The organism is Roseateles sp. P5_E4, assembly GCF_054049255.1.
In genome coordinates this window covers 111,466-133,479 of the sequence record NZ_JBFUMS010000016.1, presented here as the reverse complement: position 1 = coordinate 133,479, position 22,014 = coordinate 111,466, and the positions used below count along the sequence as shown (strand labels likewise).

The 22,014-nt window shown below is 63.3% G+C and carries 22 protein-coding genes; 7 read left to right on the top strand and 15 right to left on the bottom strand.

Features of this window, described 5'->3' with window-relative positions:
• The 3 genes from ACXJLH_RS25920 to ACXJLH_RS25910 form a co-directional block, all read right to left on the bottom strand.
• Positions 1-178: transposase (locus ACXJLH_RS25920; protein WP_457447235.1), on the bottom strand; the 178-nt coding region annotated here is incomplete at its 3' end.
• Positions 179-244: 66 nt separating this feature from the next.
• The gene (locus ACXJLH_RS25915) at positions 245-640 is read right to left on the bottom strand and encodes a histidine phosphatase family protein (protein WP_457447231.1); all 396 of its coding nucleotides are present in this window, start codon (positions 638-640) and stop codon (positions 245-247) included.
• Complete coding sequence (locus ACXJLH_RS25910) at positions 637-1,815, bottom strand: hypothetical protein (protein ID WP_457447229.1); 1,179 nt, start codon at positions 1,813-1,815, stop codon at positions 637-639. The genes ACXJLH_RS25915 and ACXJLH_RS25910 overlap by 4 nt, the downstream gene beginning before the upstream one ends.
• Positions 1,816-1,937: 122 nt before the next feature.
• Here ACXJLH_RS25910 and ACXJLH_RS25905 point away from each other — a divergent pair, with 122 nt between their 5' ends.
• The 6 genes from ACXJLH_RS25905 to ACXJLH_RS25880 all read left to right on the top strand — a co-directional run bounded on the left by ACXJLH_RS25905 (position 1,938) and on the right by ACXJLH_RS25880 (position 7,811).
• Positions 1,938-2,249: a hypothetical protein gene (locus ACXJLH_RS25905; RefSeq protein ID WP_457447227.1), complete on the top strand. Its 312-nt coding sequence runs from the start codon at positions 1,938-1,940 to the stop codon at positions 2,247-2,249.
• Positions 2,250-2,397: 148 nt separating this feature from the next.
• The gene (locus tag ACXJLH_RS25900) at positions 2,398-3,075 is read left to right on the top strand and encodes a hypothetical protein (protein WP_457447225.1); all 678 of its coding nucleotides are present in this window, start codon (positions 2,398-2,400) and stop codon (positions 3,073-3,075) included.
• Between the two features lie 67 nt (positions 3,076-3,142).
• Positions 3,143-4,987, top strand: coding sequence for an integrase catalytic domain-containing protein (locus ACXJLH_RS25895; protein WP_457447223.1), 1,845 nt, complete (start codon positions 3,143-3,145; stop codon positions 4,985-4,987).
• A gap of 5 nt (positions 4,988-4,992) precedes the next feature.
• Positions 4,993-5,952 (top strand): TniB family NTP-binding protein, encoded by a 960-nt coding sequence (locus tag ACXJLH_RS25890; RefSeq protein ID WP_457447221.1) that lies wholly within the window; start codon positions 4,993-4,995, stop codon positions 5,950-5,952.
• A gap of 16 nt (positions 5,953-5,968) precedes the next feature.
• Complete coding sequence (locus ACXJLH_RS25885; RefSeq protein ID WP_457447219.1) at positions 5,969-6,907, top strand: TniQ family protein; 939 nt, start codon at positions 5,969-5,971, stop codon at positions 6,905-6,907.
• Positions 6,908-6,962: 55 nt separating this feature from the next.
• Positions 6,963-7,811, top strand: a complete 849-nt coding sequence (locus tag ACXJLH_RS25880; protein ID WP_457447217.1) for a TniQ family protein — start codon at positions 6,963-6,965, stop codon at positions 7,809-7,811.
• 129 nt (positions 7,812-7,940) lie between these two features.
• Here ACXJLH_RS25880 and ACXJLH_RS25875 read toward each other — a convergent pair whose 3' ends face one another.
• The 7 genes from ACXJLH_RS25875 to ACXJLH_RS25845 all read right to left on the bottom strand — a co-directional run bounded on the left by ACXJLH_RS25875 (position 7,941) and on the right by ACXJLH_RS25845 (position 17,166).
• Positions 7,941-8,804 carry a GIY-YIG nuclease family protein gene (locus tag ACXJLH_RS25875; protein ID WP_457447215.1) on the bottom strand — a complete coding sequence of 288 codons (864 nt, stop codon included), beginning with the start codon at positions 8,802-8,804 and terminating at the stop codon, positions 7,941-7,943.
• A 156-nt stretch (positions 8,805-8,960) separates the two neighbouring features.
• The gene (locus ACXJLH_RS25870; protein WP_457447213.1) at positions 8,961-9,614 is read right to left on the bottom strand and encodes an energy transducer TonB family protein; all 654 of its coding nucleotides are present in this window, start codon (positions 9,612-9,614) and stop codon (positions 8,961-8,963) included.
• Positions 9,604-11,682 carry a TerD family protein gene (locus ACXJLH_RS25865; protein ID WP_457447211.1) on the bottom strand — a complete coding sequence of 693 codons (2,079 nt, stop codon included), beginning with the start codon at positions 11,680-11,682 and terminating at the stop codon, positions 9,604-9,606. The genes ACXJLH_RS25870 and ACXJLH_RS25865 overlap by 11 nt, the downstream gene beginning before the upstream one ends.
• Before the next feature lie 134 nt (positions 11,683-11,816).
• A complete protein-coding gene (rtcA, locus tag ACXJLH_RS25860) occupies positions 11,817-12,881 on the bottom strand; it encodes an RNA 3'-terminal phosphate cyclase (protein WP_457447209.1) in 1,065 nt (354 codons plus the stop codon).
• A 51-nt stretch (positions 12,882-12,932) separates the two neighbouring features.
• Complete coding sequence (locus ACXJLH_RS25855; RefSeq protein ID WP_056199986.1) at positions 12,933-14,150, bottom strand: RtcB family protein; 1,218 nt, start codon at positions 14,148-14,150, stop codon at positions 12,933-12,935.
• A 13-nt stretch (positions 14,151-14,163) separates the two neighbouring features.
• Positions 14,164-14,934 carry a hypothetical protein gene (locus ACXJLH_RS25850; protein WP_056199984.1) on the bottom strand — a complete coding sequence of 257 codons (771 nt, stop codon included), beginning with the start codon at positions 14,932-14,934 and terminating at the stop codon, positions 14,164-14,166.
• 657 nt (positions 14,935-15,591) lie between these two features.
• A complete protein-coding gene (locus ACXJLH_RS25845; RefSeq protein ID WP_056199981.1) occupies positions 15,592-17,166 on the bottom strand; it encodes a TROVE domain-containing protein in 1,575 nt (524 codons plus the stop codon).
• A gap of 205 nt (positions 17,167-17,371) precedes the next feature.
• Here ACXJLH_RS25845 and rtcR point away from each other — a divergent pair, with 205 nt between their 5' ends.
• Positions 17,372-18,973 carry an RNA repair transcriptional activator RtcR gene (gene rtcR / locus ACXJLH_RS25840; protein ID WP_056199978.1) on the top strand — a complete coding sequence of 534 codons (1,602 nt, stop codon included), beginning with the start codon at positions 17,372-17,374 and terminating at the stop codon, positions 18,971-18,973.
• A 47-nt stretch (positions 18,974-19,020) separates the two neighbouring features.
• Here the strand turns inward: rtcR and ACXJLH_RS25835 are convergent, their stop codons facing one another.
• Genes ACXJLH_RS25835 through ACXJLH_RS25815 form a run of 5 tightly spaced genes read right to left on the bottom strand, consistent with a single transcriptional unit; the run spans position 19,021 to position 22,011 of the window.
• On the bottom strand, positions 19,021-19,404 hold the full coding sequence (locus ACXJLH_RS25835; RefSeq protein ID WP_157281793.1) for a HEAT repeat domain-containing protein: 384 nt from the start codon (positions 19,402-19,404) through the stop codon (positions 19,021-19,023).
• A 24-nt stretch (positions 19,405-19,428) separates the two neighbouring features.
• A complete protein-coding gene (locus ACXJLH_RS25830) occupies positions 19,429-19,920 on the bottom strand; it encodes a hypothetical protein (RefSeq protein WP_056199972.1) in 492 nt (163 codons plus the stop codon).
• Between the two features lie 9 nt (positions 19,921-19,929).
• Positions 19,930-20,826 (bottom strand): ADP-ribosylglycohydrolase family protein, encoded by an 897-nt coding sequence (locus ACXJLH_RS25825; protein WP_457447205.1) that lies wholly within the window; start codon positions 20,824-20,826, stop codon positions 19,930-19,932.
• A 14-nt stretch (positions 20,827-20,840) separates the two neighbouring features.
• Positions 20,841-21,407: an NADAR family protein gene (locus ACXJLH_RS25820; RefSeq protein WP_457447203.1), complete on the bottom strand. Its 567-nt coding sequence runs from the start codon at positions 21,405-21,407 to the stop codon at positions 20,841-20,843.
• Positions 21,400-22,011, bottom strand: a complete 612-nt coding sequence (locus tag ACXJLH_RS25815) for a DUF4291 domain-containing protein (protein ID WP_056199963.1) — start codon at positions 22,009-22,011, stop codon at positions 21,400-21,402. Before ACXJLH_RS25815 ends, ACXJLH_RS25820 begins: the two co-directional genes overlap by 8 nt.
• Between the last annotated feature and the right edge of the window lie 3 nt (positions 22,012-22,014).

The window sequence follows — 22,014 nt, the reverse complement described above, 5'->3', positions numbered from 1 at the left end:
CGAGTTCGCGCAGCCGCCGGGCGTCGCTCGCCTCCATGCCGCCGAACTTGGCCCGCCACTTGTAGAACGTCGCGTCTGAGAACCCGCCCTTGCGGCAGATCTCCGCCACGGCCAGCCCCGCCTCGGCCTGCTTCAGGAACCCAATGATCTGTTCCTCGGTGAACTTGCTCTTCCTCATGTCCGTCATTCTCCTGATGAGCGGACTCCTTGCTACTTCAGCTTGGTATGGCAGGAAGGGTGCAGGTCACGTGTTGTCGACGCGTGCAAGAAACTCGTCGAAGCTTTCAGCGCCGTCACCATCGCATCGATCGGGATCTGCCGACGCCCAGTAGGCCTCAACCCATGCCCGGCGTTGGTCCGCCGTAGTCCCTGCGCATCGGGCTGGGGCCAGATAGGTGAACTCCTGGATGGGCCATTCCTCAACGCGTACCGCCGGAAAACGCCGCATGGTCGGCAGCGCCGTGGCCCGCGCCCGCTCGGCCGGTGACACCACGATGAGGCTTGGCGCCTCTGTCCATTGCCGCGCGAGGCCCTCGGCCTGCTGACGACCAAGCTCGGTCAACTCGATCGACAGCGGGTCCAGCGTCGCGGCACCGGCGTTGGCCACGCTCTGCCCGTGGCGACAGCAGAAGATCTTCATTCGGCCTTGCCCGATAGTGCGGTCAATGGGAAGCTAGCTGCTCGACTGAGCGGATCTCCCTGGGCGGCCGGATTGACTGTGAATTTCGCGGCAATGATCTTCGAAAGGCCGGGATAGTGTGAGGCCCAAAGATCCTTGCCAGATCGAACTGCGTCAGGAGGATGTTTCCAGTGTCCACCCACCGCCAACATGTTGAGTGCCCAGGTATGTAGCCAGATGTCGGGCGTCGCGAACTTTCGGTCGTCCACTCGGGCAGACGTACCTTCCGATATCACCCGGACCGGGTTGAAGGCGTAGTAGTAGTCCCCTCGGTAGGCGAAGTCGAGAAACCACTGCCCCGCGTCGTGCCGCTGCTTCTCTGTCATCTCGCTGAACGGCTGATCCTTCATGTGCCGCAGTCCTCGCGCGTAGTGCAACGCGAGCTGATAGAAGCAGCCGGCGGGGTAGCCGGGCCGGGCGCCGTCATGCCACGCCAAGGCCATTACGCGCTCTTCTACCAACTCGAGCAACGGCCGCGCAATGCCACCATCGTGCAGCCGTTCGCTCAGCATAAGCAGAATCCGCAGCACACGGCGGCCCCAGTCAAATGCTGCGGCCGACTCGCCTTCGACATGCGCGATGCGGACCATGATGACGGCGGCGGCGAGTGCGTCGAAGCTGGCGCGGCGTTCAAGCATGTCTGCCAGCCCGCGGTCTATGGTCAAGCCAGGAAAGCGGGGCGGGCGCGGATCGGTGCCGCGTCGCCTGACGATGGCTTGGATGTCCGGCGCGAGCGGCAGCACCAGATCTTCCAGCTGACGCCTGGTCAGGGGTCGTAGCGTCAATGCTGCCCACAGTGGACTGTCAAGGCAGGCGTTCGCGCCGGCATATCTGGCCGCCACCGTGTCGCGAACTACCGTGGGTACATGCCGGCCGGCGAAGTAGTTCCGCCACTTGTTGTTGTTGAACGGCTCGCCTTCGCTATTCGTGCGAAAGGTCCCTGGCTCGAAATGCCGTTCAAGCGCCCGAGGCGACGCCAAGCCTGTTCTTGCTTGCAATGAGAAAGCCCAGAACACCGTCTTCAGCGCATCGGTGATGTCCTTCTTGATCGGTTTCGGATTTTCGCGGCAAGCCGCGAAACCGCTCCGCTGACGGAACTCCGCCAACGAAAGGCGCGCAGATTCAAGGGCTTGCATAGCGTGAGAGGGGCGAGGGGAAGAGTAACGCGGGCCCCCAATGCGCCTCCTCGACGGCCGGACGGGGTCTTCATAGGATGCGTGACTGGGCAACACCTGCCCCTCCAGACGCAAACTGCACAGTGGAAATCGACGGCGAAGACAAGCTGGCTCAAGAGATTGAGCGAAGCCTTCACGAGCGGCACGGGCCGATGCTCGGCGGGGCAGCGCTTTATCGCGCGCTTGGTTTCCCGACGGCTGCAGCGATGCGCCAGGCCATTTCGCGAGGCCGCGTGCCGGTTCCCCTCTTCGACATCGAGAAACGCCGCGGGCGCTTTGCGCTCACGCGCGACGTGGCCCTCTGGCTTGCCCGCTGCAGGACGAAGAGCGTGACGCAGGGCATGCCTCCCCAAGACATTGCCGCCTCGACGGCGACGAAGGAGAACGACATGTAAAAAAACGCCGGGCACCCTTTCGAATGACCGGCGTTTTCCGCCGGGAGTACTCCCAACGGGTTTGGCGACTCGAGTATCTCCTTGCGGTTAGTGCTGGTCAAGCTCGCCCCTACGCCTGGCGTCGGGGCCACTCACCGCAAGGAAATCCATGGACACCCCCGTCCGTCGGCTCATCAAGCCGACCACGCCTCGGACCGTCCACCTCCTGAACCTACGGGGCGTTCTGCCCTCACCCGTTCAGGCCGAGGCCACCACCGAAAGCGCTTTTGTGCAGGTCGCGGCGCTATGCCCCGCGACCCGGTACATCGCGTCCCAGCCCGAGACCATCCAGCTACCTGGGCAGAGCTACACGCCTGACTACCGCGTCGAAACCCTCGACGGCCGGACGGCGATTTGGGAAGTCAAGCTTGAGGCTCGCGTCCCCAAGTACCGGGCGCTGTTCCACCTAGTCGCCCGGGAGCTGGCTGGCCGTGGTCAGCAGTTCTTCGTGATTTCTGAGAAGACGCTGCGCCGGCGCCAACAGCACCAGACCGTCCGGCTCGTGCTGCGCTACGCCAAGGGGTATTTCCCGCCAGCCGACATCGCCGTCGTCACGCAGCACCTGCTCGCACGTCCGGCGGGCGCCTCGATCGAGGAGCTTCAGACCGAACTGCGCGTGACGCGCGAGTTGCTGTTCCATCTGCTGGCCAGGCGTGTCATCACTTTCGCCGGCACCCCCGCCGCGGCGTCGACCAGCCGCCTCATCCATACCGATCACCTGGAGAACAAAGATGCCCTTTACCTTGCACGCTGGCTTGGTGTTTCGCCGTGGCGCACGAACGCTTGAGCTGATCCGCGAGCTCGGGGACGGCAGTTGGTCATACGAGGACTGCCAAACACGGCGGCCTGGAACCGTGCCCAAGAACAAGTTGCTGAAGGCCGTCTGGGCCGGCGACATCACGTTGGTCAGCCATGCCGGAGCAGTTGCCATTCCGCCGACTGCAGCGACAGCACCGGCACCGCCGCTGCTGTCGCTTGATAGTCTCAAAAAGGGACATCGCGACGACCTTGAGCGAAAGATGACCTACGTCCTCGCCGTCCGGCAGGCGCACCTGAGCCGTGGCATGCGTCGGGCCATCGAGCGGCTGGTGAAGCAGGTCGCCCAGCGTCTGAATGATCCCTTGGCGCCTTCAGGCAGCGCGGTGATGACATGGATGCGGCACTACGAGACGTCGCAGCAGGCGCCCCAGTCATTGGTCACAGGCAATGCACAGCGTGTGCGGTCCAGCAAGCTCCATCCTGAGATGGACCGTGTGGTGACGTACTCGATACGCAAGTTCTACCTGACCCGCGACAAGTTTTCTCTGCGCCACACGCTGGCCATGGCGAAGCGAGAAGCAAAGCCGCTTATTGCTGCCGGCAAGCTCACGGAGGCGGACACGCAGATCAGCCTGAGCACGCTGACGAGGCGAGTCCAGAAGTTGGACCGACATCGTGTCATAGAAGCCCGGGAGGGGCCCGCCCGCGCTCGCATGGTCTGCCGCACGGCGATGGATGGCCCGTCGGCACAGTACCCGCTCGACGTCGTGGAAGTCGACCACACACCGCTCAACTGGGTCGTCATCTGCGACCGCACCGGATTGCCTCTCGGGAGGCCGCTGCTTACGGTCATGATCGATGCATATTCCGGCTACGTGCTGGGGCTCTACGTGAGCTTCTACGGGCCGGGCCTCAGCAGCGTCAGCGGCGTGCTGCAATGTGCGCTGACGCCGAAGGCCGACATGGTGGCCGGCATCAAGCTGGAGCACGAGTGGCTCGCTGAAGGCATCCCGGACCTGGTTCTTCTCGACAACGGCCTGGAATTCCACTCGCCCGTCTTTCAGCGCATGGGGTGGGAGCTTGGCAGCAGCTTCACGTACTGCCGGGTCCGCACGCCCTGGCTCAAGCCCCACGTCGAGCGCTTCTTCGGGACGCTGGACAACCTCACGCTCGCGCGCGGTCGCGTCCACAAGCGCGTGGCCAATGTCGTCAACCTCAACCCGGACGAGGACGCCGCCATCATGTTCTCCGCGTTCGTGCGGGGGCTGGTGATGTACGTCGTCGACTACCACCCCTTCCAGATCAACGAGCGGAAGCTGGCGCGTCCCTACGACCTGATGCAAGAGGGCTTGGTGCGGGTGCCGCCCGCGCGGTTCCCGCACGACATGGAACGGCTGCGCATGGTGTCGGCGCTGTCGAAGCAACTGACGGTGCACCAGGGCGGCATCGACTTGCACGGCCTCCCGTTTGGCGGCGCCGAACTGCTGCCAATGCGTCAGGAGCACGGCAAGCGCTTCAGGGCCTGGGTGAAGTGGGACCCCGACGACTTGTCCCAGGTGTGGATCCAAAACCCGCGGGACGAGCAATGGGTCGCCAGCCCCTGCCGATGGGGCGAGTACGCCAACGGACTCAGTTGGAACCAGCACCTGCAGATCCGCAAGTTCGCTCTGCAGGAGTTCAAGAAGAACGGCGCCTACGAGTATCTGGAAAAGGCGCGGCTGCGGCTTCACGACCACTGGCAGGAGTCGGTGAGCTGGAAGACCCGCGCCGACCAGAAGCTCGCCGCGCGCTACTCCGGTGCCACGTCGGCCCGCGTGCTCGGCATTTCCACTCAAACAGCCCAAGCGCCAGCGATGGCGCCGATTGAGCCCATCAGCTCCGAGCAAGTCAAAAAGCAGTTGCCAATCAACCCTGACGACTTTGATGTCGTCGATCTCTGAAAACCATGAGCAATTTCGACATCATCGACACCGGCGACGCTGCAGAAGAGGAGGCGCGCCAGATCGCGGCGCGCCGCATGTTCATGTACTCCGAGCAGGCGTTGCTCGCGGCGGACGAGGTAGACCGCAAGTACGTGCTGTTCCCGGACCTTCACGCTGTCCTGGGCGCGCTGGACCGGGCCTATCAGCTGTCCCTGCGGGTCAGTCGGCCCCAGGGCATCCTGATCTCAGGGCCGCCAGGCACTTCCAAGACCAGCATCTCCGAGTATTTCCGCAGGAGTCTTCCGACGTCGAAGGACATCATCGACGGCTGCGGCGCACTTGGCATGCGACTACGGTCGAACCCGTGCGCCGGCGCCATCGTGTCGCTGCTGCTCCGTGCCGTCCGCCACCCGTTCACGGCCATCCGCAAAGGGCGCTTCGAGAGCATGCGCGACATCGCCTTCGAAGCGCTGCAGCAGATAGGCACGCGCATGATCTTCATCGACCAGGCGCACGTGCTGGAGCAGGGCATTCGCAAGTCCCGAGCCCCGAAAGGGATCGAAACGACTGCGTCCGAGGTGCTGCGCGACTTGATGGATGAGACCGGCATTGCGCTGGTGTTCCTGTCCAGCAGCAGTTTCGGTGGCCTCGAGAACGTGGACGCATCGCTGGCCGACCGCGTTTCAGTACGCCTGAACCTGCGGCACTTCGAGGACGATGCCACCTGGGGCCAGTTCCTGGCCGAGATCGGCAACCGCACGCGGTGCATCGATTTCAGGATCCTGAGCGACAAGGAGTTTGCGAAGCTCACGCACAAGGCGGTGCTCGGCAACCGGCGCCGCACCAAGCTGCTGCTCACCGAAGCGGTGCTGGTCGCCATCGACGCCAAAGCAGAGGCCGTCGACCGCGGGCACTTCGAGTTGGCATTCCAGCGCGTCAGCGGCGCGTCCAACCAAGTGGTGAATCCTTTTGCCGCCGCGTGACCTCGGCCGGCTGGGCGTGACCGTCGCACTCCAGCCCGGTGAATCGGCGATGAGCTTCGTGCTGAGAGCGTTCCAGGCCAACGGTGTCGAGTACGAGGAGGGCATGCGCTGGATGGGACTTGATCGGCGGCAGTCCCTTGGCGACGGCGACGTCGCCGTCTTGGCATGGGCGCTCCACGCCGATGCCGACGACGTGCGTAGCCGCCTGGCGCTGCTCGAATGGCGTGGTGGCGGTCGATGGGTGCATTTAGCGGGGCAACGGCTCAGTCGGTGGGTCGCGCCCACCTCCATGATCGCGAAGGTGTGTCCCGTCTGCCTTCGCGAGACCGGGTTTGCGCAGATCGCTTGGATGACGCGTGCGGTGCCAGCTTGCTGCCGGCATGGCTACAGCTTCCTTCAAGCCTGCGCCGGTTGCGGCAGGCCCATCCGCTGGGCCAGACCTGCGTTGCGCATCTGCCGATGCGGGCAGTTCCTCAAGCCTGCGGGGGAAGCCAAATCGCTGGAACCGGAACTCGCCGTGTGGCTCCGTTGGGTGGAGGCCGTACTGCAGGTCGACGCGGCGGCAGCGCGAGGTGCGATGCGAGAGCTGCCACCGCTCCTGCACGACCTGACGCTCGACGGCGCGTTTCGGCTGGTCGAAGCCTTCGGTCTGCTGGAGCAGCCGGGGGATCCGGTTCGTAATGTTCGGCACAGCGCGGCGAGCCTGGCGGAAGTCGGCGGTGTCCTCGTGCGCGGTCTGCGGCGGCTCTTCGAGCTGCGGCGCGCGGAGGCCGTCGCACCTCACACGTTCGACGCCGTCCATCTGCCGGTCCTCGGAGAGCTTGCAGACGACTCGGCGGCCGAGACGGACGGCCAGCGTGCCGCCTGGCTGCTGGACATTCATCGCGCAGCGCGGTCATCGGGCGTGCGCCGTGTCGGTGCACGTCCTCGGCGGCAGATGCCATTGTTTCTATGAAGCGCGTTCGACAGGACTACGCCTGGACGTGGCCGCAACTGCCGCTGTTCCTCACATGACCACAGATCAAGTCATTCGCCACGGTGTGCCCATGCCCATGGGTGACGAAGCGCCGAGCAGCTGGTTGAGTCGGTTAGCGTTGGCGCAAGGTTGCTCACTGGAAGCGCTTCTTGACTTCTTGGGTCTCGAATTTCGTCGCGACGCAGATCTGCAACTGCACGGTCTGACGCTGACTGAGCTGAGGCTGAAGTGTGGCCTGCCGACTTCGGCGTTCCTCGCAGCGGACCGCGCCATGACCAGACTCAACAAGAGCTGGCTTGGCGCGAGCGTGCTGTGTGGCCATCACACGAAAACATCATGCTTCCACTACTGCCCTGTATGCATGAGAGAAAGAGACCCAGCTTCCTTCCCTATTCATTGGCGCTTCGTCGACTGGCGATACTGCCCGGACCACGGTTGCCTGATGGAGTCGAGCTGCTGGCATTGCAAGCGTTCACTGCGCTATCCGTTGGACATGGCTACTGCGAAAGCCGGCAGCTATGGACATGGATCACAACGGCGCTGCCAACGTTGCGCAGCGGACCTCGGAGCGGCGACACCCATTCCCGCTGATCCGTCGCGCCCGGGTGTCGTGTCGGATATCGAAGCTCATTGGATGCTGGCCGGGCGTGAGATCGTCAAGCTGGTGTGCCGCCCAATAGCCGACAAGGAAATCCCTTCTGAAGTTCAACGCTCTATTGAAATGAACTGGCTTCCGACGGCTGGCCAATGGGAACAGGTCGAGCGCCGCCTAAGGTCATCGAGCGACCACTCTGTTATACGGGGCTCAAAAGCTCAGCACGGCTATTCGCGGTTGCGGCCTAGCTGGGCTGGCAGGATTTTCCAAGTCGTCGAGCCGCCATGAAGCGGCTTCGGTCAGCCCCTTCACATTTCGACCCCTGGTTCAGCCGGCGACGTAGACGGTTCGCCGAATGGTTTCCGCCGTTTATGCGCTCGCCTTCGTCATACGGGAGATAGGTTGGGACCGATAGCGTCAGCGCCGTGCGTGCGCGCCATCGCCAACTGCTGGCGCAGTGGCCTCCCGAAGACGCCAGCGCATCTCAGGAAACAGCAGCGAGACGAACGGGTCGTATCGCCGGTCTGGCACTCGCTGACTGGGGTCGGCAGAAAAGTCCTCGACCCGCTGGTGCTGCGCATCGCTGGCGTCGGGTCGGTAGGCATCCCATGCGATCAGGAAGAGGTGCGTCCACGGCTGCACGGCACCCCGCCCCATCTGCATGCCGCTGGCTAGCACTGCGAACACATCCTGAAGCTTGAAGCCGATCACGCGGTTGTGTCGGATGGACAGCAGCACGCGCAGCACACCCTTGGCACCCCAAAACTTCTCCTCCAGCGCGGGCTCCAGGTCCGGACGCCAGTGCTGGTGCTCGCGCAGGCACATCAGATGGGTCAGCAAGGTGTCGCGGGCCGCATCGCTGGCGTTGGCTGCGTGATAGCCCTCCGCCAGCGTCAACAGCTGCTGCATTGCCGTCGCCCAGTCGCCGGGTGGCTGCGCCGGCGCGAGGGTCGACTGCAGCACGCGGTCCCAATGACCGTGCGATCGAAGCAGCCCTTCGACGTTTTCGTCCTCAAGTGCGCAGAAGAATCCGCCGCGCACCTTCTGCCAGCCATGTTCGATCATCATCCGCACGGTGATCTCGTTCTCGAGCAACTCAGCGGCTCTGTAATCGGCCACCTCGTGCTGATGCTGAAACAGGACTCGGACCGGCTCGTGCAGCTTGGTCCACACCGCGCCCTTGCCGTTCATGTGCTGGCGGTGCCGTCGAACGAAGTTGTCCGAGATGCCGACGTAGAAGTAGCCGCCGGTCAGCTCCAATACATAGAACCACTTGCGCATGCCTAGTAGTCGAGATCGCCGGTCGGGGGGATGGGGTGCATTCTGTGTGGTCCTCCGGGATCCTTGAAGTGAAGCAATCACCATGGCGAGCTCCATCCCTGTTGCCGGATGTTCGACGCAAAGGCATCGCCGTTCACAGGCCAGACGTATGCATCGTCAATCAGGGCTCGTTTTCGGCTTGTAGTCAAACGGCACCGTGATGACCATTCGATCGAAGCGATTCGCTATTTCAGGTGGAAAGTTTTCAAAAGGTTCCAATTGCCGAAGAAGCCGGATGGAATGTTGAGAGAGCGCACTCGAAGTGGATTGGGCAATGTCTATGCGCTCTATCCGGCCTGCCGGCGTAATCGCGAAGCTCACTACGACTCGCCCATGCAAGGACTTGCCGTTAGCCTTTGGAAAATCGACATCGCCTTGCCGCTCGACGCGACGTTGAACACGCTCGAAATACGCACGGATCGCAGGGTCATCAGTCATGGCCGAGACGTACCGAGTACGGCCTTCGGCCCGCATGCGTGCTTCGATTTCAGACAGCAGAAGCTCCAGTTGCGCGCGGCGATCTCGATCGTGAGCGCTCTGCGTTGAACTAGAGCCCGTCGACAAAGACGCCAATTCACGCTTCAGCTGTTTGAGAAGGCGCTCTTGTTCCGCCTTAAGTCGGGTGATCTCCCGTTCTTGTTCGCTCGTTGCGGCGTCTGGAAGTCCAGGGAGCGTGCTGGCAGAAGCGCTTTGCGGAAGTGCCATTTCAAACCAAAGCGGGGCGCAAACTGCGAATACAACGGACCAACCCTTCAGACGTCTACTGAACATAGTCAGACCTGATTAGGTCACCGTCTAGCGGCGTGACAGTGCATCCATGCGTCGTCCCGAATCGGACGTCGGCGTCCTCTGGGCTGTCGACGATAGTGCCGCGCGCCCTCGCGTGGAGCGATAGCAACGTATGCATGTCGGGCTTCACCATCTCGTGGAGGGCGCGCAGCATCAACGACACGCCGGCCAGGTTGCCCGCCACGCTGTTGGCGAAGCGCGGATGCTCCTGCAGTGCAATGTCCGCCCACAGCACCTCGCGCCGTTGCAGGTCCAGCACCAGGGGGAGACTGATGATCGTGTCGGAGGCGAGATCCACGCGATCGACCACCGTGCGGGCTTCAAAAGGCTCGCCCGAGTTCAGATTGCTGCGCAACATCCAGCCCGCAAAACACTCAGGAAGGTCGCAGTAGGCCTGGCCCGAGTAGCTGTTGATGCACATCATCACGAACCGCACGCCCCGATCGCGCAGCATCTGAAGGTCCAGATCAATGAACTCGGCCGCACCCTTCGGTGCATCGACGATGTCGCCGCTATGGTGTGCGCCCCAACTGCGCAGGTTGTAGAACGCGACCGTGTCCATGTAGCGGTAGTCATCGCCGTACAGCACCACCGAGAGGTCGATGTCCACGCGCGACCGACCGTTCATCCACCATAGGAAGAGCCGAATGAAGCCGCCTTCGGGCACGGGAATGCGGCTGCCGCGCGCAAAGGTGCGCAGCGTCTTGGACGCAGCGCGTTGTGCCAGCGGCACCACGTAGCTCGCCAACATCGGATCGACGTAGCAGCTTCCCAGCGGCGGCAAATGTGCGAAGCGCGCCATGAGCGCCTCCTCGCAGCCCCGCACCACCCGCCGCGCGACGCGCTCGTCGATGGCGGCACGGCGATCCCGCAGTGCGAACACTTTGGCGACCTCGCCCTTGGGGAAGAACACGCGCAGCCGGCCTTTCTCAGCGCGCACCTTGAAATGCGCGAGCACCTGCAGCAGCACGGCAGTCGATACGCGCGGCGCCAACTCGGCGAAGCGTTTCAGCAACGCCTCGGGCTCGCCGCTCTTGCGTAGCAGCACGTCTAGCCGTCGAGCGTATTCGCCCGGGCGCGCCTCTAACGCTTGCGCCGCACCGGTGACGTCGCCGGTGATCAGGGCTTGTTCCACGCGGCTGTTGAAGCTCGTGAACGGCAAGCCATCGCGGATCACAGTAAAGGCGGCGGCCGTCTTCGGATAGCGCTCGGCGTGTTCGCCGGGATGCAGCCGCTCGCCCAAGCGCTTGAATTCCTCGACGCGGCGGCGCATGTCTTCCGTCAGGCCGCCACAGCCCTCCAGCAAGGCGAGCAGCAGTCGACGCTGACGACGCGGGAAACGGGCGAACCGAGAAGGCGCTGCCAGCGACACATCGCCGCCGGACAGGCCTGCGGCAAGACGCAGCACGTCGGTCGCGGTGCGAAAGTGGGTTTCGACGAAGTGCTGCGTGCGCTCGTCTTCTCCCACATGCAATACCAGCTGGGCGCCCAGCAGTGCGAGGTTCTCCTTGAACGGAAACTTTGCTGGCAGCAGGCGAAACACGTCGGCACGGTACTGACGCACGAACCAGGTCAGGTCGGCTTGGTCTTGAGCAGACAGCGAAGCAGCCGATCCCGCGAGCCGTGTGCAGATGACCTCGAAGTCCTCAGCCGAGCCCAGCTCCACAACACGCGGGGAGCGGTTGTGCAGCAACGGCGGACGCTGGTCTTCCGTTGAAGGCATGCGGCGCAGGCTCACATAGTGGCTCACTGCATTCAGGTACAGCTGCGCCTCCGTGAGCGTCATCACCTGCGTCGGGAAGCCGGGATGCAACGGCACATGCTGGCGATGCGCGCCAACAAGCTTGCGCATCTCCTGTGTCGCGTCGCGCAGCAGTCGAGCCGCCTCCTCAGCTGTCAGCGTGGATAGGCGCGAAACCACTTCGTCGGCCAGCACGAAGCCCAGTGGCTCGATCTCTTTGAGCATCGTCGCCATCTGCTGTGGCGTGACGCCGCCCGCTCCTGGGCGCACATGCAGCCGCGATCGCCGGCGCAGGTAGATCTCGTTCATCGTCTCCTCCCTGGAAACAAGATCGCCTGCTCAGAGGCAGGCGATGAGCGGAAAGCGGGGGCCCTAGGTTCAGAGGTTTTAGAAGGAAGGACCCCCATAGCCGCTCGAAAACAATAGCTCAGGCGCAGCAGCGCCTACAACAGGGATTGCCCCATCGATGGCTGTGCAACTTTCACCTTGACCGAGAACCCGCCGGCGATTTCCTGAGTCGAGAACTGCACCGGCAAGTACCGCTCGATCACGTCGAAGTTCGTGGTCGCATGAGGTGTCAGCTCCGTACACGTGTACGACGCCTCGCCTCCGCGACGCCAGACAGCAAGCGCCAGCGGCAGTGCCCACTGGTCGGCGAGGTGAGGCCCGAGTGCAGCATCGCTGACTTGGTAGGCCCGCACCTCCCGCACGACATCGCGTGCGACCTGCTCGGCGCTGACGCCCTTCTCGCCAAACCCCGTGAAGACTTCGCACACGTTCTCGTAGATCAGCGTAGCCAGGAGCGCGTTGCCGGGCCCCTCGTTCTGGCGGTTGGCCGCTTCGCGCAGCTGATCGTCACCCCAGCCAAGGTCAGCGCCCAACTGCTGCAGCTCGCGCCGTGCCACCGAGCGCGGTAGGGCCGGTGCGAAGCATTCGGCGTAGCCCTCCAGCTTGGCACCACGTTCGTTCAAATCGAAAGCCTGCAGCCGATCGCAAGCGGGCCAGATCTTGACTTCGATCTCGCCTCCGCCGGCCGGGTAGAAGCCCAGGCGACGCAGTTCGAGTTCGACCTCCGCGCCGAGCTTGCGCAGCAGCGGCGCATAGCTGCGCTCCAGGAAGTGGAAGGGCGGCGCCATGGGGTTGTGCGTTCCGCCCCCGAGCTTCAACTGGCTGGGTTCATCGGCCAGCATCAATGCCGGCCAGACGGTCTGCAGCACGAGCGTGCAGCTGCCCGCCGTGCCGACATTGAAGGTGTAGTCGCCCGCGCGCACCTGGCCTGGTGTGAAGCTCAGCGATTGCGAATTCAGCTCAGCGCCCTGGACCTCGGCGCCGCAGATCTCAGCCGCGGCGTTCACGCAAGTCAGGTGCTGGCGCATCAGGCCGGGCTTGGCGCGGCCAGCGCGGATCTTGTTCAGCGCGAAGGGCTGGCCCGTGCACATGGACAGGGCCAGTGAAGTCCGCAGGATTTGTCCTCCGCCCTCACCGACGGAGCCATCAATCTCGATCATGTTTTTCTCTTCTTGTTCTGAGATGGGTGAGGGCGCGAGGCCCTCACCCATCTATCCCTTCACGCACACGACCTGCTTCAGGGTGTGCACCACTTCCACCAGGTCGCTCTGCGCAGCCATCACCGCGTCAATGTCCTTGTAGGCCATCGGGATCTCGTCGATGACGTCGGCGTCCTTGCGGCACTCGACGCCCTCGGTTGCCTTGACCTGGTCCTCGATGGTGAACATCTTCTTGGCCTTGGTGCGGCTCATGACGCGACCCGCGCCGTGGCTGCAGCTCTCGAAGCTTTCCGGGTTGCCCAGGCCGCGAACGATGTAGCTGCGCGCGCCCATGCTGCCCGGGATGATGCCCATCTCGCCGCGCTTGGCGCTCACGGCGCCCTTGCGCGTCACGAACACATCCTGGCCGAAGTGGCGCTCCTGCTGCACGTAGTTGTGGTGGCAGTTCACCGCCTCGACATGGGCCTCGAAGGGCTTCGTGATGACCGAGCGCACGGTGGCGATCAGGTTGGCCATCATCACCTCGCGGTTCTTCATCGCGAACTTCTGGGCCCAGGACACGCCGCGCACGTAGTCGCCGAAGTACTGGGCGCCTTCCTCGAAGTAGGCCAGGTCCTTGTCCGGCAGGTTGCGCATGTTTCGCTCCGCGTCCTTCTTGGCCAGCTCGATGAAGTGCGTGCCGATGGCATTGCCCACGCCGCGCGAGCCCGAGTGCAGCATGAACCAGACGAAGCCGACCTCGTCGAGGCAGACCTCGATGAAGTGGTTGCCGGTGCCCAGCGTTCCCAGGTGCTTGCGGTTGTTGGTGTTCTTCAGGCGCGGGTGCAGCTCGCACAGCGCATCGAACTCGTCCACCAGCGTGGCCCAGACCTGGTCCACCGTCTCGGGCGGGTTCTCCCAGCTGCCGGGGTCACGACCGCGGTGCTTGGGCGCCGAGCCGTGCGGCACAGCCTTCTCGATGGCCGAGCGCAGCGGGCCGAGGTTGTCCGGTAGGTCTTCGGCGCGCAGCGTGGTCTTCGCGGCCATCATGCCGCAGCCGATGTCCACCCCCACGGCGGCCGGGATGATGGCCTTCAGCGTCGGAATCACCGAGCCGACGGTTGCGCCGATGCCCAAGTGCACGTCGGGCATAGCCGCGATGTGCTTGAACACGATGGGCAGCTTGGCGGCGTTGGCGAGTTGCTGCTTGGCCTCGGGCTCCACGGGGACGCCTTGCGTCCACATCTTGATGGGCACGCCGCCTTCGGGTTGTTCGATGTTGTAGTTCATGGTTTGGTTCTCTTTACTCGATCAGGTTGTCGAAGACAGCATCGACAAGGAGCTTGAACGGCATGCGTCCACTGTCGGGCTGGTTCTCAACCAGGTTCAGAAAGTCGGGGCGCATCAGCTTGTCAGCGAAGATGTTGCGGTGAGCCGGGGCCAGCATCCATTGGCGGATGCTCTGCCGAAACTCGATGCGATCTTGCGCAAAGGCGTTGGTGACCTCTCGGTCCTCCCAGAAGTGCCAGTAACCGGCTTCGACATAGTGCACCGTCGACCACGGGTCCTGGCAATGCAGCCAATAGTCCAGTAGCGGTGGCGGGTCAAACCCACCGATATGGAACATCAGCAGCACGGTCAAGGCGTCTTCGAGCGGACGCTGGTCACGGGATGCCAGATGGCCGGCGAAGTAGTTGATCGCGAACCGATTGAGCACTTCGCGTTCAGCTTCATTGAAGGTTTGAGGCGGGCAGCGGCCGACGCGGTCCAGGTAGAGCTCGGTGGAGTGGTGCACGTCTTCCCCATGAGCGATCAGCTCGAGCAGGCGCGGCAGAAAGTACAGGACCTCCCATACGGGCTGCACCTCGCCTTTGGCGGCGGTGTTGTACTCATAGAAATGCTCTCGGGTGAGCCTGCGCAAAGGCAGCTTGCGCATTTGCTCCTCCAGCGTGGGGCGCATACAGCAGGGACATGCGTCGAGCTGCACGGTGGGCGCCCGGTATCGACCGAACACCTTGTAGGCGTCGGCGATGACGGCATCCACGGATTGCGGGTCAATTGCTGCGAGGCTCATGATGATTGGTCGATCAAAGAAGAGGGGTGACTAGGTTTGATGAAACATTTGCTCCGCCATCCATTGCTGGACCGGGACTTGAACCCGGGCGCTCTGTGATCACTCACAGAGCACGCAGCTTTCGCCGCGTGCGTCTACCTGTAGTTCCATCTGCATTCACCGCAAAAGCGGGTGATGCCCCGCTGCGACAAGGATTGGTGAAACGTCGTGCTCTACCAACTGAGCTACGGTCCCCCTGATTTGGGACCGGCGGGACTCGAACCCGCGACCACGAGATTAAGAGTCTGTAGTTCCACCTGCATTCGCAGCAAGGCATCTCAAAAAAGCGCGACAAGAGGGGCAAGACACTGCCATGCCGGTTTCCCGGTTGGGGATTCGAACCCCCGGCGTTCCAGATGTAGTCCTGCCAGCATTCGCGCAAAAACTGATGGCCCCCGCGTGGCGACAAACAGTCGGTGAGACACGCTCTATGTAGTCCCACCTGCATTCGCCACGCGACGACGCGTGTTCTGTTGTGAGGTTGGTGCCCCAGGCGACGAGAGTTGCAAGAGCGGCCTACGGGTTCTCCGTTGCAGGCTTGCGGGCCCACGCGGCCAAAGGTGCTGTACTCCTGCAGGCATTCGCCTGGGACACCGTCCAACTTGATGTGTCGCGGCCTTACTGCGCGGCCAACGACACGTTTTCGATTTCACCGACCCAGTGCTCGGCGTCCATCTTGCTGGTGGCGAAGTTCGCCACCATGGTGAACACCGCGTCCGAGAAGCCGCCGACATTCATGATGTCGTGCCGTTCCGCGGCCTGCGTGGTCGCCGTCGGCTGGATGTCGATGCAGACCAGGCGCGCCTTCGGGTTGCGCTGCTTCAGCACTTCCCACTCGCGCAGGGTCTGCGTCGCACCGCGCCGATTGGCGTCGACCCAGGACTCGTTGTCCGAGACCAGGATCACCAGATCCACCTCTGCACCCTGCCGGTTCAGCAGAGCCAGCGGCGCGCTGCAGTTGGTACCGCCGCCACCGATCTTGGCCAACGCCTGGGCGTTGGTCATCACGGAGTCGCGAGCGTTCAGCGACAGCTTCACCACATCCTGCTCGAACGGCAGCACGCGGGCCTGCGGGTTCTTGCGCAGCACCGCAGCGGCCACCAGGGCAGCCACGTCGATGCAGCGCACGCTGGAGGTTGCCGAGCCGCGGTAGCCGGTCACGGACGAGCTCATCGAACCCGACACGTCAGGGCACACCACGACACGACCTGCCAGGGCCGGCACGTTGGCCAGCGACAGCTCCATCGCATCCTGCAGCGCATCGCGAACCTGGGCAGGCACCGACTCGCCGGCCGCCATGAAGGCGGACATCAGCTGGTACGGCATCACTCGAGCCTTGGCCACCGCTTGTGCGTCGTTCAGCTTGGCGGCGACCACCTCGGCCATGCCGGGGAGGTCGAACACGCCGTGCCGGGCAAAGGTGTTCAAGTTCTGACGCACCATCTGCCACGAGCCCGAGCGAGCGATCTGGGCCCATTGAGCCGAGTTCAGCGCCAGCGCGGTCAGCATCTGGAACGGAACGTCGGGCACCTCGGTGGCCACGCCCTGGGCGCTTTCGCGCTTGAAGCGTTCGAACGCCTGGGTGATGGGTGGCAGGGCCGCTTCGTCAACCGGCTTGCCGATCAACCATGCGAACCACGCCGCACGCCAGGCCTCTGCAGGCTTGGGGTGAACCATCTTGACCACGTCGGCCAGCGAAGGCGTGTTGCCTACCGCCGCGTTCAGTAGTTGCTTCTCGGTGGCCGTCAGCAGCCAGTGTTGCACCAGCTTCTTCGGGCGGGAACCCAGCGACTTGCGACCCACAGAGCCGCTACGCAGGATCTGCACGAAGTTGCGCAGCATCTTGCCGTTGTCGACGACGCGAGAGAACACTTGGCTCAGCAGCGCGACGTCGCGAACGGCCAGGGTGGCCGCCAGCAGAGCCGGCATGTCCTTCATGTGGCCCGATTGGCGACCATAGATCGCGGTCTTGGCAATGAAGGCGGGTTCCAGCTTCTGGGTCAGCGTCAGAACTTGGTCGAGTTGGTCCTCGGCGTTGGCGTAGAAGGACCGGCTCAGGCAGCCCGTGGCCGCCAGTTGCGCCAGTTGATGCTTGGCGCTGAAGGCGTAGGCCGGAGCTTGGTGAGCGTTGCGCGCCGTGGCTGCGGGCAGCAGGGCGCCTTTGATCGTGTGGAAGAGCTGCGTGTTGACCATGAGGTTCTCCTCGTTGCATTCAACTTGTTGTTCGTGCTCTCTTCATTGCAACGGGTGTGCCAGGTCTGCGGTTCGGTCCTTGGAATATTCGCAAGCAATTGATTTGAAACGGAAAAATCTTTGATGCCGTGCCTTGTGACTGCCGTAAGACCTTGGCAAATTCCTGTGAAACTAGACTATTGGCTAGTCAGGTATCAATTTGGATATGACCAAGAAGAACGTCGTCATCGGATTTATGGGCACCCAGCTGGATTCGGGGCAGGGGGCGGGCCGCTGGGAGAAGTGGCGGCCGACGATCTCGTTGGTGCAGCACGAAGACACGCTCATCGACCGGCTGGAGCTGCTCTATTCGAGAAGGCACGAGGCACTGGCCCAGGTCCTGGTGCGCGATATCGCCAACGTGTCGCCCGACACGGCCGTCAATCTGGTGCCCATGGAGGTGATGGACCCCTGGGACTTCGGCGAAATGTACGCGGCCCTCTACGACTGGGCGCGCAGCTACCGCTTCGATCCAGCGCACGAGCAGTACTGGGCACACATCACCACCGGCACGCACGTCGCCCAGATCTGCATGTTCCTGATGGTGGAGTCGCGCTTCATCCCCGGCGTGCTGTTGCAGACGGCGCCGCCGAAGAAGCAGCAGAGAGACAACCCAGGCAGCTACACGCTGATCGATCTGGACCTCTCGCGGTATGACGTGCTGGCCCAGCGCTTCAGCCAGGCCCACGCGGAGGCGCTGGAGTTCCTGAAGAGCGGCATCCCCACCCGCAACAAGCGCTTCAATGCCCTCATCGAGGAGATCGAGCGGGTGGCCGTGCGTTCACAAGCGCCTGTCCTGCTGACCGGCCCGACGGGTGCAGGCAAATCGCACCTGGCGCGGCGCATGTTCGAACTCAAGAAGTCGCGCCACCAAGTTCAGGGCGACTTCGTCGAGGTGAACTGCGCCACGCTGCGTGGCGACGGCGCGGCGTCAACGCTGTTCGGCCACAAGAAGGGTGCATTCACTGGCGCCGCGGCCGACAGGGCAGGCTTGCTGCGCACGGCGCACCAGGGCGTGCTCTTCCTCGACGAGATTGGTGAACTGGGCCTCGACGAGCAGGCCATGCTGCTCAAGGCGGTGGAAGAGAAGCGCTTCTTCCCGATGGGTAGCGACCGCGAGGTCAGCAGCGACTTCCAGCTGATCGCTGGCACCAACCGCGACCTGCGCATCGATGTCGCGCAGGGTCGGTTTCGGGAAGACCTGTTCGCCCGCATCAACCTCTGGGCCTACACGCTGCCGGGCCTCGCACAGCGGCCCGAGGACATTGAGCCCAATGTCGACCACCTGCTTGCTCGCTACGTGGCCGAGTCGGGCCGGGCGGTCCGGTTCAACGCCGAGGCCAAGGCCGACTATCTGCGCTTCGCCAAATCCGCCAGCGCACTTTGGAGCGGCAACTTTCGCGACCTGCTGGCCAGCGTGACACGGATGGCCACGTTGGCAGATGGCGGGCGGATATCAACCGGGCTGGTCGAGGCCGAAATCCAGCGCCTTCAGTGGCTGTGGCAGCCAGCGGACGAGTCCAAGTCGGATGTCCCGCTCGACGAAATGCTGCCTGAAGGCGCGGCAGAGGAGCTGGATCTGTTTGATCGCCTTCAGCTGGAAGCTGTTGTGCGTGTGTGCCAGCAGGCGCAAACCCTGTCCGATGCTGGCCGCCGGTTGTTTGATCGGTCGCGAAAGCAACGCGCCGTCATCAACGATGCCGACAGGCTGCGCAAGTACCTAATGAAGTTTGGGCTGACGTGGGAGATGGTGCGGCGACAGGGCTGAAGCGACAGCCGCAAGCTTCTGCTTATCGGCAGGAGGCTGCCGTCGCGTCAACGTCTCTTAAACGGGAGCGGCCAGTGCTCCAACCCTTCGAGGCCGTATTCGTGCAGATGGGGGTCGGGGCTCTCGGCCATCTGCTCGAGCGCCACGCGGGACTCGTGGGTCGCAATGCGGGCGAGCGCGTATGCGCACTTCCGTTGGAACTCGTGAAGGTTCCCCCATTCCTCGATGTAGCGGTACGGGCTAGTTGCCGCCCTCGCAATCGCTGACACAGCGCTTGGTGAACCGATAAGCCCCAGCTCGAAAACAATGTCCTCGTGGCGCTCGTGTCCGGCCCGACCAAGTAGCTCAATGAGGAAGGGTGCGCGAGCGTCGCCTTCTTGGAGCGCATCCAGCTCATCGGTCAACTCTTCAACGCTTCGTTGTTTGTCCATCTCACGACCCGAGATCGCCGGTTCCTATTTGCCCCGTCTGGGCGTCCATCTGACACTCTGGGCGTGAGGTAGGACTCCTGTCCCGTCGTTGACGGCCGAGACTTGGTTCCCCAGGCATTCAAGCAGCGCAACCAGGCAACCTACGCCGCCGAATGGATAGCTCTCAGGTTCGAATGTCAGATAGCACTTGCTGCCCTCGGTCGCAACGCCCGTGATGTCAAATTCGGCGCTTGCGATCGACTCCACCATTGACCCGAAACTCCAGCCTGGAGTTGGCATGTTCGGAGAGTGGCGTTGTGGCAGCGGTGTGGAAAACCAGAAGGCGTTCCACTCCTGCAGTTCTTCGGGATTCGGCTCCCAGAAGAACGCGCGCTCCGATGCGCTGAGCTCCTGGGCCATTTGCTTCTCATCGAGCGCGTCATCCCGCTTGAGCGCCGCCACATGGTTGACGCACGCAATAGTGCGCAGCAGGGATGATTCATCCGGCGAACTGAACTCGACAAAACATCCCTGCATATGGTTCCTTCAGAGCTGTCGCCACAGTGAGTCCGCGAAGCCCGCGATCTCTCGCGCAAGATGCAGGCGATCAAGCCAAGCCGTCGGAATGCCAGCTGCACCATAGGTGGCGCCGGCGAGCTGGCCCATGATGGCGCCGGTTGTGTCGGCGTCATCGCCAAGGTTCACGGCTTCGAGCACGGCGTCGCGGAAGTTGTCGTGCCTGGCATAACACCAGAGTGCGGCTTCCAGGCTGTCCACGACATAGCCGCTGCCCCTGATTTGTTCAACCGGCTTGGACCCGTGATCGGCTGCTGCGAGCGCTCGAATCTTGGTGCTTTCGATAGGCAGGCCGACAAGATCCAGCACTTCCGTCTTCGGCAGACCGCGCAACGCTCGACTCAGGGCCACAGCAAACACCCGGCAGGCGTCCAGACATTCCGCGGCGGCGTGGGTCGTCTGCGAACTGAGCGCCGCCATGTCCTGGACCACTTGCTCGTCGTGACCGAAGCGCAGCGCAATGGGAGCCAGTCGCATGAGGGAGCCGTTGCCCGCAGCTTCTGGGTCCGAAGACCCCGCGAGAGCCTCGCCGGTCAGCAGGAACTGGTGGATGGCGCCCTTGGTCGTGATCCCGATGTCGAAGCAGACGCCTGTTGAACTCCAATAGCCCCATTCGTACCAGTTGGCGTAGCGGGCCATCTGATCTGCCGGATCGCAGCGGCCGGTCTGGATCAGACTCTCTGCCAGGCAGAGCGCCATTGAGGTGTCGTCGGTCCACTTGCCCGGCGCCAGCGAGAAGGGGCCGCCACCCAGCATGTCGGTCACCGGTGCAAAGCTGCCCCTCGGCATGAATTCCACGGTGGTGCCGACCGCGTCGCCGCAGGCCAGTCCCAGCAACGCGCCCCGGTATCGATCAATGGCGTCCATCGTTGTCGTCCGATTCAGTCGGATGCCAACCGGGCGCGCACTTCCATCAGCGCGAAGCCCAGCAGGTTCAGGCCACACCACGAGCGCGGCTCCAAGGCGCGTTCATCGTTCGCTGCCAGGCCAATCCCCCAGATGCGGTCCACGGGGCTGGCCTCGACAAGCACGCGGTCTCCAGTGGTGAGCAGGTAGTCCTGCAATGCCTGGTTCTGCGAAAACTTGGCTTCGTTGGCGCGGACGACGATGTCAAAACGAGCCTGTTCCCAAAGCACATCTTCGAACCCCTTCACGCCTCGCCCCAGCTTCTTCGCCTCCGCAGGCGTCCTGGCTGCCAGGATGCTGGCGCGGGTCTCCACGTCGCCGAATAGGCGGGCCTTCTCGGCCATCATGAAGTGTTCGGCCGTCAGGTAGGTCTGGCCGTCGGCATCGAAGCTCGCCTCGAACCACTGACTGAAGCAGCCCTTGCCGATGGAACCGTCGGCGTTGGGCTGGTGTCCCCAGAAGAGCACGTACTTCGGCTTTGCGCCGGCTTCAAGCGCACGCAGCAGGTCTTCGACGGTGCGGAGATTCAAGATGTCAGTCATGGTGCTGCCGTTGATACACGTGCTCAAGCGGGGTTATCAGTTGCGGGTTGTCGTCCTGGGCGTACTGGCGCTGTTCGGCGACAAAGTCGGTCATGTCGATGACCTCCATCAGTTCGGTCGTCGCGAACGCACGCAAAAGGTTGCCGCGCAGTCCGAGCTGGATGGCACGACGCGGCAGCTTGGCGCCGCTGGGCGCATGGTCAGGATCCCACTGCCGGCGCACTTCGGAGGTGGCGACGGCGTCCTGCCAATCCTGCTGGGTGGCGTAGCGCGTCGGATCGAAGGACGACGACACCGCAGCGTCGAGCAACTTGTCGAAGAAGGCCCGACGGATGCGCAGGCCCAGGATGACTTCTTGCCCCTCCTTCATGCCCCAGCCGCAGCGGTACATCATCCACAGAAAGTTGGGCTTCACCCAGCTCATGCGGTTGAAGCTGTAGTCCGGACCACCGAAGTGCCCATGCTCGATGGCGTAGCGACCAATGGACGGGCGATAGGCCTGATAGACGACAACGCTGGTGTTGTCATGGTGGGCAAGGATGTGCTCGCCTTGTTCGGGCCATTCGGTAGCTTGTTGCAGGTGGGGAGCGGTTGCGATTTTCATGTT